Source organism: Erwinia psidii (genome assembly GCF_003846135.1).
Taxonomy (GTDB): Bacteria; Pseudomonadota; Gammaproteobacteria; order Enterobacterales; family Enterobacteriaceae; genus Erwinia; species Erwinia psidii.
In genome coordinates, this window is sequence record NZ_RHHM01000005.1 from 243319 (window position 1) to 258966 (window position 15648).

Genomic DNA, 15648 nt, shown 5'->3' on the forward strand with positions numbered 1-15648 from the left:
AGAACGCATGGAAACCATCCACTATTTCATTGATAACTGGAGTTATCTCGCCACTCTTACTTTCCAGCACCTGTGGCTGGTCGGCCTTGCCGTCGGTATGGCAATTATTATTGGTGTGCCGGTAGGGATTATGATTGTTCGCTACAAATGGCTGGAAGCCCCGGTGCTTGGACTGGCCACCATTGTGCTGACCATTCCTGCCATCGCATTATTCGGCATGATGATCCCACTATTTTCGCTAATCGGCCAGGGTATTGGCGTATTGCCAGCCGTAACGGCGGTGTTTCTCTACTCGTTACTGCCTATCGTGCGTAACACCCATACCGCGCTTGAAAATCTGCCAGACGGACTGCGTGAAGCAGGACGGGGCATCGGGATGACATTCTGGCAGCGCCTGCGTTGGGTCGAAATCCCAATGGCGTTGCCGGTTATTTTTGGCGGTATCCGCACCGCAGTCGTGATGAATGTTGGCGTCATGGCAATTGCCGCAGTGATTGGTGCGGGTGGCCTTGGTTTGCTGCTGCTGGATGGCATCAGCGGTAGTGATATTCGTTTGTTAATTGCCGGTTCGGTAATGATTTGCCTGATGGCGATAGTTCTCGATTGGCTGCTGCACCGTTTGCAGCTGGCTATGACACCTAAGGGGATTCGATAATGATAAAACTGGAAAACCTCACCAAGACGTTTACCCAGAAAAACGGAACAACTATTAATGCTGTGGACAACGTGAGCCTTAACGTACCGGAAGGTGAAATGTGCGTGCTGCTTGGCCCTTCCGGCTGTGGTAAATCCACCACGTTGAAAATGATCAACCGACTGATCCCATCCACCAGTGGCAAAATACTGATCAATGGTGAAGATACCAGCGGACTCGATACGGTAACGTTGCGACGTAATATTGGCTATGTTATTCAGCAAATCGGTCTGTTCCCAAATATGACCATTGAAGAAAATATCACCGTGGTGCCCAAAATGCTGGGCTGGGATAAAAAGCGCTGTCACGAGCGCGCCAGCGAACTGATGAGTATGGTTGCGCTGGATCCGAAAAGCTTTCTGCACCGCTATCCGCGTGAGATGTCAGGTGGACAACAGCAGCGTATTGGTGTGATCCGCGCCCTGGCTGCTGATCCACCGGTCCTGCTAATGGATGAACCTTTCGGTGCCGTTGACCCGATCAACCGTGAAGCTATCCAGAATGAATTTCTTGACATGCAGCGGCAGCTGAAGAAAACGGTAATGCTGGTGAGTCATGACATTGATGAAGCACTGAAACTGGGTGACCGCATTGCGGTGTTTGGTCAGGGCAAAATCGTGCAGTGCGCCAGCCCGGATGAGTTGCTGGCAACGCCCCGCAATGATTTTGTCGGTTCTTTTGTTGGCCAGGATCGAACGCTGAAGCGCCTGCTGCTGGTATCCGCAGGTGATGTCACCGATCAGCAACCGACCATCACGGTGCAGCTATCAACGCCGTTGTCAGAAGCGTTTGCCATGATGGATGATAACGATATGCGTTCCATCACCGTCGTCGACCAGCAGCAGCGTCCGCTTGGCTTCGTAAAACGTCGTGAGGCGCGGGCGGGTAGCGGCAGCTGTGCAGACATCCTGCATACCTTTAAGGTGACCGGGCGCGCGGAGGAGAACCTGCGTGTGGTGCTGTCGAAATTATATGAGCACGACACCACCTGGATGCCGATTGTGGATGAAGATGGTCGCTACAGCGGAGAAATTTCGCAGGACTATATTGCCAGTTATCTCAGCTCAGGACGCACCCGTCGTGCGCTGAATCTGGCTTAATCAGTAAAAGCGGCAAGGAAGCCGCTTTATCCCGGAAGGCGTTGCCGGTCAGTTGTGCAGCAGCTCGCTCAGGTCGAAATAGTCAGCCAGTTCCCGGGTTTCAATTTTTGGTAAGTAAGGCAGCTCAGCCAGTAACGGCGATGAAATACTGTTGCTCAGTACTTCAATAATCTCCGCATAGTGGGCCAGCCCAGGATTGATCCTGTTCGCCACCCAACCCAACAGCGGTAGCCCGTCGTTGATTACCGCCTCTGCCGTGAGCAATGCATGGCTGATACAACCCAGTTTGATGCCTACCACCATCACCACCGGCAACCTTTCAGCCACTACCCAGTCTGATAAAGGCCGCGTGTCATTCATCATGTTGCGCCAGCCCCCGGTGCCTTCCACCACGACATGGTCGGTCTGCTCACTCAACGCATGCAGACTTTCACTTAATATTTTGTAATCAATCAGGGTTTTCTGGTTGGTGCTGATTTCGTCATCAGGAAGGGTAATGGGGTTAATCGCAGAATAGGGAAACGTCAGTGAAGAAGCAGACTGCAAAATCAGTGCATCATTGTTACGCAGGCCCTTTTCGGTATGTTGACTACTTTTTGCTACCGGTTTAAAACCTGTGACACATTTATTTCCAGCGGACAGCTTTTGTATCAGCGCACGGCTGACCACGGTTTTACCCACGCCAGTATCGGTCCCGGTAACAAAAAAACGCTTTAACATGCTGCTTTTCAAAGTCAGATCCTCAACGGGAATGATAAGAATAATTGAACATAAAAGATGAGGTATCTTAAGAGATGTAATGGAAAAGCAGCTTGCGTTAGCGCAAGATTTTTGTTGATAACACGCAGGGTTCTGGCGCGATTTCAGCACGGTAAAAACCGACTCAGGCAGCGTACTTATCAATGAGAAAGGAGATGGCGTCCCGGCTGGCGGTCAGCCCTGCAACAGCCGGACCAACAGCGTACCATTATAGAGTGCGTCTTTGATTAACGCCCCACCCGGCAAAGTACCCTGATTACAGAACTGTGTTTCCTGTATCTCAATCCCGTTGCTGTAAGCCGGAAATGCCTGACGCCGGATACAGTCAGTAATGGCCGGATGAAGGACACTACTCGCACGATTGAACGGCGAACCAATCAGGATTTTTTGGGGGTGAAACAGGTTAACCATAATGGACAGAATGCGCCCGACGCTATGACCCACATCAGTAATAATATCTTTTGCCAGCCGGTCGCCAGCAAGAGCGGCTTCACATAACGTTTCTGTAGTCAGCGCTTTCTGGTGCAGGATGCTGTTTTGTGCTGTCTGCATTCTGGATAACGCCAACGCAAGCACGCTTTCACAACTGGCAACCGTTTCCAGACAGCCATGATTGCCGCAGTAGCACCGTTTACCATAAGGATCGACCTGAGTGTGACCAATCTCTGCTACTGTTCTGCCACCGGCGTGCAGCAGGCGTCCGCCACTGATCACCCCAGCGCCAACGTGATGATCAATCACAACCTGAATCACGTCGCTGTCGTCTCTGGCAGCCCCGAACAGCGACTCGGCCAGCAGCCACGCATAAATCTCGTGCTGTATGTACACCGGAAGCCCGGTGCATTTTTCCAGTTCCGCTCCCAGTGGCATATCGCTGACCTGGTAAAACGGCAAGTGATGAACAATACCGCGATCTTTATCCGGTGCGCCTGGCAGGGTAATAGCAATAGCAGTAAGCCGCTCCAGCCTGTTCTGATGGCGCTCAAAAAAGTGGTTAATCTCAGAAATAATACGTTCAGAAAGCGGTTTGGCAGCATTGACCGGCAACGGCAACGTATCCTCAACCACCAGTGAAGTGCTCAAATCCCGCAGCGCCAGGGTTATCTCACCACGACCAATGCGCACCGAAAGAAAATGCCATGCCACGGTATCAAGGATCAAACCAATGGCGGGCCGTCCCCGGCTGCCAGGGTCCTGGAATTCTGTTTCCTGTACCAGATGGGCTTCAAGCATTTCCCGCACAATTTTGGTGATACTGGCCGGTGCCAGCTGCGATCTTCGGGCCAGTTCAATACGGGAAATAGGGCCATACCGGTCTATTAGCCGGTACACCACCCCCGCATTAGTTTGTTTGATCTGGTCGATGTGGCCAGGTTGAGTGTCCATTATCACGCCCTGCCCTCATTTATTTTCGTGCTGCTAAATAAACCCAGCGGCCATGGTGGAACACTTCCCGTACTGCGTCAACTATTTGGCCAGCAATGTGATTTATCACACACAAAAGCCATCTGTTTTTTTCTTGCGAAGGGGAAGCAGCTGGTTTTTCATCTTTCTCTGACGCGTTAACCATTCGCTGGCTGGCCCAGCGCAGCAACGGTACGCCTTGCTGAAAGAACACCACAATGCAGCAGCCTCATTTCTGTTGTCATACCGCTACTGGCACTACCAGCGGCTGTAACGTTAAGAAATAGAAAATGCCGGGAGGGGTATTATGCCATATCCGCCACTTCCAGGCGCGGACAGGGTATGGCTTTAACCGGAGACTGACTTATGTGGTACGATCGGCATAATGCTTTTGCAGCTTTTGTAATTTAGGTGGGATCACCGCGAGACAATAACGGTTCTCCTGGCCTTCACCTTCCCAGTAGTTCTGATGGTAATCCTCAGCAGGAAACCACTCTCCCCTTTCAATCGTGGTCACAACCGGCTCGCTGTGCTCACTCTGAGCACGGGCAATCGCCGCTTTGGCTTCAACAGCCTGATGTTCATCCAGCGGAAAAATAGCGGAACGATACTGTGTGCCCGTATCGTTCCCTTGCCGGTTCAGCTGAGTAGGATCATGAGTGGCGAAGCTGATATTCAGCAACTCTCCATAGCTGATTTGTTGCGGATCAAAACGAAGGCGAATCGCTTCCGCGTGGCCGGTTTCACCGCTACATACCTGGCGATAAGTGGGATTGGGCAGATGGCCACCAATATAGCCACTCTCCACAGATTCCACTCCGTTAATCTGCCTGAACACGGCTTCAGTGCACCAGAAACATCCTCCGGCAATAATGGCATACTCAACGGTCATGCTGTTCTCCTCATTAATCTGTTCATCTGCCAGCAGAATAATCAAGTGGCTTTAATAGTGTTATTGCAGCACAGGCATATTAATAATGCCATGCAAAGCGCACAACTCATTCATTTATGCACAGAAACCGACAACCTTTGATGGTTTAACATCGCCATTGAAACACCACTGTCAGGCAAAACAGTCTGGCGTTATGTGCCGGAAACGGCGAAATTTCCGTTATCACGATCGCTCGGGGCCAGAATGCCCGCAAGCATCATGCAACTGACGAATGCCAAACTAACGGCTATATCCGGGGCAGTCCACCATGGAGATGCGTATTAGCCTGATTAATCATTGTCTCAACCCGCGCTTTGATGTTGTATGTCGGCAACGGTGTTCAGACAAATATTTCATGCGCAAAGGAAAATGGTGAAATGGTTATTCATTGCCCGGCATTGCCTGCTTCATGATGCATTCTCCCTTAAACGTCTGATGAGCGACATAAAAAACTGAATACCTGCTGTCTCTGTTGAACAGTTTCGCCTGATGTAGAATCTCCGGTGTAATTCCTTATTACTTTAGTTGGCTAAGCATTATTCACCATTTACTTACCGCGATGCCTGCAGACATAAATTACTGTGCTCACCGCTATGGTTCTGTTTTAACAAATTGCATGTTGTAACTAAAATAGCATATCCAACACCCGCATTAAAACTGATACGCCCGTCGCTACCGGAGAGTTTCGTTGCCTGGCGCCTGGCCCATCTGCGGCAGATGCAGATAGTGCTGTACAAATGTTGCATTCAGTGAACTGACATACTGCCGGGTAGTCGATGAACATAAGACGGTTTACCTGTAAACCTAACAGGCTCTATTTACAACGCGTCGTACATACCTGAAACTTATGCCTTGCCGATTACTCAGGTTTGTCACTGAGCTACACGGTAAAAACTATAAATGCTTCGCCATGACCGATAGCGCTGTATACTTGCGCCGACGAAAAAATCCGGGACTCTGGCATTGAAGGCATTGAACCACAATAGCTGAACTTTTTCGCTGTCGCTTCCGGTTGTTAATTTGCTCCCCCCTCACTGTTTTAATGCAGCAGCAGTCCTGATGTCATTTGAACAGGAGGTGACAAATTTTCACGAACGGCTAAACTGATGCACGAATAAAGTTCACTTCTGGCAATCCTTTCCGGGGCAATACATTGGACATTTTCGTCGTCAGATAACATCACGGCCTGACGAGACGGCGGCTGTTCAGGTTCAGGGAATGTCTGCAATGGCATTAAGCGTGCCGCTCAGAGATAACTATTCACTCAGTATCCTGAGTGAACATAACCGCTACTCTTAATTGAATATAAACGCCGTTTCGAATCGCTATAATTATACTTCCCTGCTCATTTGTTTCAGCTCATTGATTCGTTCATGACTGCCAATGTCACTTAAGACTAATCCCAATATTGTAAATATCCTCTGTCATTCTCCCGCAATTCAGAAAAAAAAATGAAAAAATCGGGTAAATAAAAAAATATTTTCTTGTCTGGGTATTTTTAACTGCCGAATTTATCTGTACACTGCTTATCGTTCCATACACTGATTAGTTTTAAACCATCCACAACGCTACGGACTCCTTTTATGAGCGAAACACTGAAAGTATTAAATAACATTCGAACTCTTCGTGCTCAGGCTCGGGAGGTTTCTTTATCTGAACTTGAAGATATGCTTGAGAAACTCGAAGCGATTGTTAAAGAACGCCGGGAAGCTGAAGCGGCTATTGCCTCAGAAATCAAGGAAAAAGAAGAAAAACTGGCAAAATATCGTCAGATGTTGTTGGACGATGGTATTGATTTGAGTGAGCTTACTGCATCTGAAAATACATCCGGTAAACCACGTACAAAACGCGCGCCGCGTCCGGCTAAATATCAGTACACCGATGAAAACGGTGAAATCAAATCATGGACCGGACAGGGCCGTACTCCTGCGGTAATTAAGCAGGCACTGGACCAGGGTAAACCACTCGACGATTTCCTGATTTAACGCCTGAATCTCCTGCCACGCTAAAAACACTCGGCGTGGCAACTTTAATCTCCCGTTTCCTCTTTACGACTTATTCGTATCTGAAAGTAATAATCCGTCATTTAATCAAACATAACTAACAGATAAGTATGTTGTAACTAAGGGCCAATACCATGAGCAGATATGATGCCGTTGAAAACCTTCGCCTCTGCGTGGCAGAACTCGAGAATGCACTGAGTTTATTCACTGTACAGGTACAGCAACAACGCCTGCTTTTCGCCAGAGTATTTGAATTACCGCCAGTTAAAAAAGGAGAAGATCACCGGAAGGTAACCGAAATTAACGTGGTTCAGCACCTGGCTCAGCCTGCCTTGCAAATGGCCCTGACACATTATTGCCGGCTGTTTATGCAACATCAGTCTGAAACACTCAGTACAAAATCAGCCGTGCGTCTCCCCGGTGCTATTTGTATAGAAGCCAACTCGCAACATGCCGCTCTTATCAGATATCAGGTCCAAAGCATCAATAACCTCAAGGCGAAGCTTGAAAAGATAATTACGGTAGATTCTGGCGTCTCCAGCGAAGAAAGATTTGAGTTTGTTCACCAACAACTGCGCGGCCTGATTACCCTGAATGCCTACCGCACAATAACCGTGCTGGATAACGTTGATTCCGTCCGGTTTGGCTGGGCTAATAAGCATATTATAAAAAATGTTTCACGCCAGTCGATGCTCGACAAACTAAATAAAAGCATTCTGTCTGGCAGGAGTTCAACTCCATGGACCCGGGAACAGTGGGCCGAAAAATTGCAGGAAGAGATAGCGATGATTAATTCGTTGCCAGAAAAAGCTCGGCTTAAAATTAAGCGACCGGTAAAGGTACAGCCCATTGCAAGAGTATGGAATAAGCAACAACAGAAACAAACACAGCTGGCCTGCCCTTCTCCCCTGCTGATCCTTTGTGCTGATACCAGCGCAATACCTAAAACGGGAGAGTTATTAAATTACGATGCGAAGCGTATCGTTCACCGCTTTAAGCCTGAAGCCGAAACGCTCTATCCGGTGATCCCGCGCTTGCATCTTTACAGCGATCGGTGACGCTAACTTCTTAATCTGTCAAGGTTCCTGAGAAAAAACCAGCGGAATATTTTCCGCGCTGGTTTTATCAAAAAAAAATCACATTTTCATGCTACCAACCATATCTTTCGGACGAACCCAGGCATCAAATTCTTTTTCAGAAAGATAACCCAGTTTCAGTGCCGATGCTTTCAACGTCAGACCTTCTTTATGCGCTTTCTTGGCAATTTCCGCCGCTTTATCGTAGCCAATATGAGTATTTAATGCGGTAACCAGCATCAGGGACTCATTCAGCAATTGCGAAATACGGGCGTGTACCGGTTCAATTCCCACGGCGCAGTGATGATTAAAACTTGCAATACCGTCAGCAAGCATTCGTACCGACTGTAAGAAGTTATGAATAATCATTGGACGATAGACATTCAGTTCGAAATTACCGGAAGCCCCCCCCAGATTAATCGCGACGTCATTCCCCATCACCTGGCAACAGAGCATGGTCATCGCCTCACACTGCGTCGGGTTAACTTTACCCGGCATGATTGAGCTTCCCGGCTCATTTTCCGGTATGGCTATTTCACCGATACCGCATCGTGGCCCTGATGACAGCCAGCGGACATCATTGGCTATCTTCATCAGCGAGGCGGCGAGGCCTTTGAGTGAACCATGGGCGTGCACCAGCGCATCACAGGTGGCCAGCGCTTCAAATTTATTCGGCGCGGTGACAAAGGGCTGCGCGCTGATTTCCGCCAGCTCTTTTGCCACCCTGACAGCATATTCCGGGTGGGTGTTGAGTCCGGTACCCACCGCCGTGCCACCCAGTGCCAGCTCGGCAAGGTGAGGAATCGTATGCTCAATGTGCCTGAGATTATAGCGAAGCATCGCTACCCAGCCAGAGATTTCCTGGCCCAGCGTCAGTGGCGTGGCATCCTGGAGATGAGTACGGCCAATTTTGACGATATCTTTAAAGGCTTCTGCTTTGGCATTAAGGGTTTCATCAAGCTCGCTGAGCGCAGGCAGCAACTGTTCCTTAAGAGCAATAACAGCAGCAACGTGCATTGCGGTCGGAAAGACATCGTTAGAACTCTGGCTTTTGTTGACGTCATCATTGGGATGCACCAGCCGGGACATACCACGTTCGCCGCCAAGCAGTTCACTGGCCCGGTTGGCAAGCACTTCATTCATATTCATATTGCTTTGCGTGCCGGAACCGGTTTGCCAGACTGCGAGCGGAAACTCGCCGTTATGTTTTTCTGCCAGCACTTCATCGGCAGCGGCGATAATCGCCCCGGCACGATCGTCCGGTAACAGACCTAAATCCTGATTTACCTTCGCGGCAGCACGCTTAGTCAGCGCCAGCGCGTGGATCAGTCCGGCAGGCATTTTTTCCGTGGAGATACGAAAATGTTCCAGTGAGCGCTGCGTCTGGGCGCCCCAAAGCTTTTCTGCCGGTACGTCAATCGGACCCATTGAATCTTTTTCAATGCGATTACTCGCCATCATTCTCTCCTCTGGTTGATTGGCAGGAACGGCTGCCTGTATTCTATTCTGTTCCCACCGGATTTCAGCGCGGGCAGTAGTTTTGCATACAATGATTTAACATTATGCGACCCATCCGTCTTTTCTGCACCGCAGGTTCTCTTCGGGACGCTGTTTTCTGCTTTAATAATCGTAGCGAACGCCAGACATTGATGAGTTAATATGCACAAATTAATCAATTCATTACAGAACTATGCCTGGGGCAGTCGTCATGCCCTGGCTGATTTATATGGCATTGTCGATCCTCAACAGCGGCCTGTGGCTGAGATGTGGATGGGCGCGCATCCGAAAAGCCCTTCTTTTATTGTCACCGCAGAAAGTGAAACATGTTCACTTCGTGAAGTTATCGCCAAAGATAGCAAGCGCCTTCTGGGTCATGAAGTGGCAGCCCGGTTTGGTGAATTACCGTTTTTATTCAAAGTAATTTGCGCCGATCAGCCACTTTCCATCCAGGTGCATCCCAGTAAGGCTGCGGCAGAAGCAGGTTTTGCCCGTGAAAATGGTGCCGGAATACCACTCTCTGCCCCTGAGCGCAATTACAAAGACGCTAACCACAAGCCAGAGCTGGTTTTTGCCCTGACGCCCTTCCTCGCCATGAATGGCTTTCGGGAACGACATGAAATCGTTTCACTGCTGCAGCCCATCGCTGGTGCCCACCCGGCTATCGGCCATTTTTTGCAGTCAACCACCTGTGGCCTTGCTGAGCTGTTTTCCGCACTGCTTTCCATGCAGGGAGATGAAAAGCAACGGGCATTGGATGTGCTGAAAGCCAGACTTTGTGGCCAGAATGACCAACCCTGGCGCACGGTAAAAAAAATAGCGGAATACTATCCTGATGACAGCGGCCTGTTTTCACCACTGCTGTTGAATGTGATTGAATTGCAGCCCGGTGAGGCGATGTTTCTGTTTGCAGGCACTCCCCATGCCTATCTGGAAGGGGTCGCACTGGAAGTGATGGCCAACTCTGACAACGTCCTGCGGGCGGGGCTGACGCCAAAGCATATCGATATCCGGGAGCTGATGGCCAACCTGACATTTGCAGCAAAACCCTTCACCAATCTGCTCACTCAGCCAGTACGGGAAGGACATTCGCTTTTTTTCCCGGTTCCGGTGGCAGATTTTGCCTTCTCATTGCACCAGCTCAGCGAGACGCCGCTTACGCTCGCGCAGCAAAGCGCCGCCATTCTCTTTTGCGTTGATGGCCAGACGCAAATCAACGATGGTCACAGCCGTCTGACCCTGGAACCGGGGGAATCCTGCTTTATCCCCGCAAACAGATCGCCCGTCACCCTTTGCGGCAAGGGACGTACTGCCAGAGTTTACAACCAGCCAGGAGATTACGGCTGACGTAAATAACCACAATTGCTATTATCAACCAGGTTAATAAACTTTCTGTTCTGCCTGTGACCTGGCTGGGCAGCCGGAACAGGGATGAGATTATGACGTATTTTACTTCGTGGGACGTTACCGGCTAGGCTTTGCCAGGCAAGCGACTTAAATAAAGGACAATGTTACAGATGAAGAAAACAAAAATAGCAGTGAGTGTGGTAGTTGCGCTTGGTGCGATCTGGACCGCAGCAGCGTGGCAGACCGGCAAACAGCTGGAAAAAAACCTCGATCAGGTGGTACAGAATGCCAATGCACGTATTAACGAAATATCGCCGGAAAGCCGCCTGCATCTGAGCGTTCAGGATTACCAGCGAGGCATATTCAGCAGTCGCGTTCGCGCGGTGATACAGTCCAGTTCGCAAACTGAAGATAACGCGCTGATCAAACCGGGACAAAGTATTGTTTTGGATGAAAGAATTGATCACGGCCCTTTCCCGTTTGCCCAGTTAAAAAAGGGTAATCTGCTGCCCAGTATGGCATCCGTTCACAGTCAGTTAGAAAACACCGATGCAGTGAAGAAGCTTTTCGAAATAACCAAAGGGCAATCCATTGTCCAGATAGAAACGCGGGTGGGTTATGGTGGTAACACCGTCTCCGATATCATGCTGCTGCCGGTGGATTACAGCAATCAGCAGACCAGCGAACATTTTGCCTCCAGCGGAGGAACCCTGCGTATCAGTGCTGACAGTAAAGGGGATAAAGTTGACTTCAGCGGTAAGGTGGACAGCCTGACACTTACCGCTAAAAACCAGCTGAATATGCCAGTGGTATTCACCGGCAACGGCCTTGACATGAGTGGCGAGACGCAGCTTAGCCCGGAAGGAATGCGCATTGGCGATCAGAGCATCAGCCTGAAAAACCTTACGGCGGCGGTCGATGGGCAGCCCGCTTTCAACGCTGAGGGCATGAACGGAAAATCGTCATTCAGCACTGATAACAGCCTGGTTTCCGGCAATATCGACTATACGCTTGACTCCCTTAAGATACAGGACCAGCCGTTTGGTCAGGGGAAACTGGCGATTAAACTGTCGAAGTTTGATGCCAACGGCATGAAAGCCTTCTCAGAAAACTACAATCGTCAGGCCCAGGCGCTGGCCAACGATCCCAGCCTCAGCAACAATCCTGAGCTGTACCAGCAGCGCCTCAGTCAGGTGCTGAGTACCAACCTCCCCTTATTGCTCAAAGGCAATCCGCAGCTGGATATTGCACCTCTCAGCTGGAAAAATGCCCGCGGTGAGAGCAGCCTTAATCTTGCCGTGCAGTTTAAGGATCCGGCCTCCGGTGCAGCACAGCCGCAAAATGTCACCGAGGCGGTGGATAAGATACTGAAAACGCTGGATGGCAAACTGTCGATATCCATGGAGATGGCAACTGAGCTGATGACTCATGTGGCAATGGCTGAGGGACACAAGCAGGATGAGGCCGCCAAACTGGCAGAACAGCAGGTGAAAGGCATGGCGGCAATGGGGCAGATCTTCCATCTCACCACTCAGAAAGACAACAATATCATCAGCACGCTGCAATACGCTGACGGTCAGGTGACGATGAACGGTGAGAAAATGACGCCAGACCAGTTCTTCTCACGCTATATGCTGGGCGGCGCTGCACCAGCGCAGGTTCCCGCACCATAAGTCGTGTGAAAGGCAATGGACAACGACCTTCAGGGCGCGAATTCAGCGCCCTTTTTACTCCTTAAAGCCTGTTGAGATTAAGCATATCGGCCGGTGTCTGAAATAGACTGTAAGGATTTGTTCGCCGGAGTACTTCAGCCTCAGTGTATCCCCAGGCGACCGCGCCAAACGACATACCCAGACGACCGGCAGCCTCAGCGTCCCTGATTTCATCACCAATATAAATCGCCTGCGTCCGATCAACGTGTGTTTTCTTCAGGATACGCCGGATACGATGGGCCTTTCCGAAAAGCGAGGAGCCACACTCCACCGTACTGAAATGCCTCACCAAATCCCTGCCCAACACTGCTTCAACGTTTTCAAATGAGTTCGATGTTGCAATGGCCAGTTCAACGGGCTGCTGCAATAGCGCGTGCAGGACAGCGGCCATATTCGGAAACGGTTCTATTTCGCTGATGCGCTGACGCATGATTTTGCGAAAATCCGACAGTACCGCAGGGACTTTCCACAGCGGCAGCTGCAGTTCCCGAAGCACCTCGGTTGCGCTCTTACTTCGCAGCGCGTCTAACCCCTCCGGGTTAACCTGACGAAAACCATGCCTGGCCGCGAGTCCGTTAAGCGAATCGGTAAAAACCGGCCAGCTATCGGCGAGTGTGCCGTCAAAATCAAAAATCACCAGCTTTATTGTCATGGATTTCATCATGTTTATGTGCGATACGCCCAATGTTGCAATAGTGCTCAGGGGGGTGCAAGTATTTTTCTGTGGCCGTGACGGGGGGTTATATCTGTCACCGGATTGCACTAAGATTTGACTGTGTGGCAACTTGATGTGCTGACAGTATTTCGCCAGTTCGGGGATACAGTCGCTCCTCAATATCAGGTAACCTGAGGTTTGCCGCCGCGGTATGTCCGCGCTGTATGCCGGTTTCGAATTTGCCAAACGCCGGGAGAGTGATGAATTACCGGCCTTGCCTGATTCACTGATTCAGACAGCAGAGCCACTATATGCTGTCGTCCAATTCCCTGAAGGGCTGAATGATAAAACTTGCCGTCATTTCCGATATACATGGAAACGTTACCGCTCTCGATGCGGTACTTGCTGATATTCAGAAAAAAAATGTCGATACGATCGTTAATCTGGGTGACATTTGTTCAGGTCCTCTTTTTCCCTCTGAAACCCTTGACAGAGTAATGGCGTTGAATATCCCAACAATAAGGGGAAATCATGAGCGTCAGTTGCTTGAACTGACTTATGCACAAATGAGTCTTTCGGATAAGTATGCCGCCGGCCAACTCAAAGACCACCATTGGGCATGGTTAAAATCCCTGCCTGTGGCTCTGCGGCTCCATCAGGATCTACTACTTGTACATGGCACACCTGAAAACGACATGACGTATTTTCTGCATACGGTGACGGCTGTGGGAGTGAGAGAAGCAACACCTGAAGAGATTACTCACCGTGCAGGAGCATCAGATGCGAAAGTCATCCTGTGTGGGCATACCCATCTGCCGCGCAGGGTCAGACTGGATAATGGCTGTTTGCTTCTCAATCCGGGCAGTGTTGGTCTGCCGGCATACGCTGATGATAATCCTTATCCACACCTTATTGAAAATGGCACTCCGCACGCACGATATGCAATCATCACAAAAACAGATAACGGATGGGAGATGGAATTTGTCGCCGTGGAATATGACTGGGCTTTCGCGTCTCAGGCGGCTGCCTGCCATGGCCGTGACGACTGGGCAAAATGTATCCTGACAGGCTATTGCTGAAAAAGATGTCAAACCGCAGGCAACGTAACGTATTGTGCAATCAGCCACTGAAGCCGGGTATTTAGTGAGAAACGCCAGGCTCACCACAGGTGCGCCATCTTCTTCTGATGATGGTTATCAGGGTAAGTCCTGCCCACCCTGAAACGTTTAAACAGCGTTAGGGGGCAATCAGCCGGAAATATACGCAACGGGATATAATCTGCCATCCTTATCAAATATCAATCCGCCTGCCGCGAAAGTTGCAGTTCCGTATGACTCGCCCCAGCTCAAATAATCCACTTTTAACCAGTGAATGACGCAATTTTCTGGTAAATGAGACTCAGATGTTTTTATACTGTTGCGCACTTGAACGCAAAAAACAGAGTGCATCAGCATGATCGACAGCCAGCTCCCCCTTACCGATATTCACCGTCATCTTGATGGCAATATCCGTGCGCAAACCATCCTCGATTTAGGACGTCAGCACAACCTTACCCTGCCTGCCTCAACGCTTGAGGCGTTGCGTCCGCATGTGCAGGTAACGCAGAACGAGCCGGACCTGCTCAGCTTCCTGCATAAACTGGACTGGGGTGTTAAAGTGCTGGCCTCACTGGATGACTGCCGCCGCGTGGCGCTGGAAAACGTTGAGGATGCAGCCCTTGCCGGGATCCATTATGCAGAGCTGCGGTTTTCTCCCGGTTATATGGCGATGACACATCAGCTGCCAGTGGCAGGCGTGGTGGAAGCGGTGATTGACGGGATCCGCGCCGGGTGCCAGCAACAGGATATTGACGTGCGTCTGATTGGCATTATGAGTCGCACCTTCGGTGAAGAAGCCTGCCGGCGTGAACTGGAAGGATTACTGGCTCACCGTGACGGTATTACCGCGCTGGATCTGGCCGGTGATGAACTGGGTTTCCCCGGCAGCCAGTTTATCAGCCACTTCCACCGGGCGCGTGATGCCGGTTTGCGCATCACCGTTCATGCCGGGGAAGCCGCCGGCCCGGAAAGTATCTGGCAGGCAATACGTGAACTGGGTGCCGAGCGTATCGGTCACGGGGTAAAAGCGGTTGAGGATCCGGCACTGATGGATTTTATGGCGGAACATCAGATTGGGCTGGAATCCTGCCTGACCTCAAATATCCAGACCAGCACGGTTGCATCCCTTGCACGTCATCCGCTGGCGACGTTCCTCAATCACGGTATCCTGGCCACCATTAACACCGACGATCCGGCGGTTCAGGGTATTGAACTGGCCCATGAATATCAGGTCGCCGCGCCGGCGGCGGGACTGAGTAAGGCGCAAATCCGCACCGCCCAGGATAATGGCCTGAAAATTGCGTTTCTCAGTGAAAGAGAAAGAGAGGCTATACGATCCAGGGTGACTGGCTGATTTCAGCACGCGACGGATA

The 15648-nt window shown here is 50.4% G+C and carries 13 protein-coding genes; 8 read left to right on the plus strand and 5 right to left on the minus strand.

What is annotated here, in order from left to right; all coding sequences use genetic code 11:
- The first annotated feature begins 7 nt into the window (after window positions 1–7).
- The gene (gene osmW, locus EB241_RS08585; RefSeq protein ID WP_124232768.1) at window positions 8–655 is read left to right on the plus strand and encodes an osmoprotectant ABC transporter permease OsmW; all 648 of its coding nucleotides are present in this window, start codon (window positions 8–10) and stop codon (window positions 653–655) included.
- A complete protein-coding gene (gene osmV / locus EB241_RS08590; protein ID WP_124232769.1) occupies window positions 655–1794 on the plus strand; it encodes an osmoprotectant ABC transporter ATP-binding protein OsmV in 1140 nt (379 codons plus the stop codon). Before osmW ends, osmV begins: the two co-directional genes overlap by 1 nt.
- Before the next feature lie 48 nt (window positions 1795–1842).
- On the opposite strand, the gene bioD is transcribed toward osmV, so the two are convergent.
- From bioD to msrA, 3 genes are all read right to left on the minus strand, one after another.
- Complete coding sequence (bioD, locus tag EB241_RS08595) at window positions 1843–2514, minus strand: dethiobiotin synthase (protein WP_124232802.1); 672 nt, start codon at window positions 2512–2514, stop codon at window positions 1843–1845.
- A 213-nt stretch (window positions 2515–2727) separates the two neighbouring features.
- Window positions 2728–3945, minus strand: a complete 1218-nt coding sequence (gene mlc / locus EB241_RS08600; RefSeq protein WP_124232770.1) for a sugar metabolism global transcriptional regulator Mlc — start codon at window positions 3943–3945, stop codon at window positions 2728–2730.
- A 376-nt stretch (window positions 3946–4321) separates the two neighbouring features.
- Window positions 4322–4849, minus strand: a complete 528-nt coding sequence (msrA, locus tag EB241_RS08605; RefSeq protein WP_124232771.1) for a peptide-methionine (S)-S-oxide reductase MsrA — start codon at window positions 4847–4849, stop codon at window positions 4322–4324.
- A 1622-nt stretch (window positions 4850–6471) separates the two neighbouring features.
- Here msrA and EB241_RS08610 point away from each other — a divergent pair.
- Together EB241_RS08610 and tus are read left to right on the plus strand one after the other, a co-directional pair.
- Window positions 6472–6873, plus strand: coding sequence for an H-NS family histone-like protein (locus EB241_RS08610; RefSeq protein WP_124232772.1), 402 nt, complete (start codon window positions 6472–6474; stop codon window positions 6871–6873).
- 152 nt (window positions 6874–7025) lie between these two features.
- The gene (tus, locus tag EB241_RS08615; protein WP_124232773.1) at window positions 7026–7949 is read left to right on the plus strand and encodes a DNA replication terminus site-binding protein; all 924 of its coding nucleotides are present in this window, start codon (window positions 7026–7028) and stop codon (window positions 7947–7949) included.
- Between the two features lie 78 nt (window positions 7950–8027).
- Here tus and fumC read toward each other — a convergent pair whose 3' ends face one another.
- Window positions 8028–9425 (minus strand): class II fumarate hydratase, encoded by a 1398-nt coding sequence (gene fumC, locus EB241_RS08620; protein WP_124232803.1) that lies wholly within the window; start codon window positions 9423–9425, stop codon window positions 8028–8030.
- A 201-nt stretch (window positions 9426–9626) separates the two neighbouring features.
- Here fumC and manA point away from each other — a divergent pair, with 201 nt between their 5' ends.
- Both manA and EB241_RS08630 read left to right on the plus strand, forming a co-directional pair.
- The gene (gene manA / locus EB241_RS08625; RefSeq protein ID WP_124232774.1) at window positions 9627–10811 is read left to right on the plus strand and encodes a mannose-6-phosphate isomerase; all 1185 of its coding nucleotides are present in this window, start codon (window positions 9627–9629) and stop codon (window positions 10809–10811) included.
- A 170-nt stretch (window positions 10812–10981) separates the two neighbouring features.
- The gene (locus EB241_RS08630; RefSeq protein ID WP_124232775.1) at window positions 10982–12484 is read left to right on the plus strand and encodes a YdgA family protein; all 1503 of its coding nucleotides are present in this window, start codon (window positions 10982–10984) and stop codon (window positions 12482–12484) included.
- 61 nt (window positions 12485–12545) lie between these two features.
- Here EB241_RS08630 and EB241_RS08635 read toward each other — a convergent pair whose 3' ends face one another.
- A complete protein-coding gene (locus tag EB241_RS08635; RefSeq protein ID WP_124232776.1) occupies window positions 12546–13175 on the minus strand; it encodes an HAD hydrolase-like protein in 630 nt (209 codons plus the stop codon).
- 344 nt (window positions 13176–13519) lie between these two features.
- On the opposite strand from EB241_RS08635, the gene EB241_RS08640 reads away from it, so the two are divergent.
- Complete coding sequence (locus tag EB241_RS08640; protein ID WP_233592567.1) at window positions 13520–14257, plus strand: metallophosphoesterase family protein; 738 nt, start codon at window positions 13520–13522, stop codon at window positions 14255–14257.
- Window positions 14258–14630: 373 nt separating this feature from the next.
- The gene (gene add, locus EB241_RS08645) at window positions 14631–15629 is read left to right on the plus strand and encodes an adenosine deaminase (RefSeq protein WP_124232777.1); all 999 of its coding nucleotides are present in this window, start codon (window positions 14631–14633) and stop codon (window positions 15627–15629) included.
- Window positions 15630–15648 lie beyond the last annotated feature (19 nt).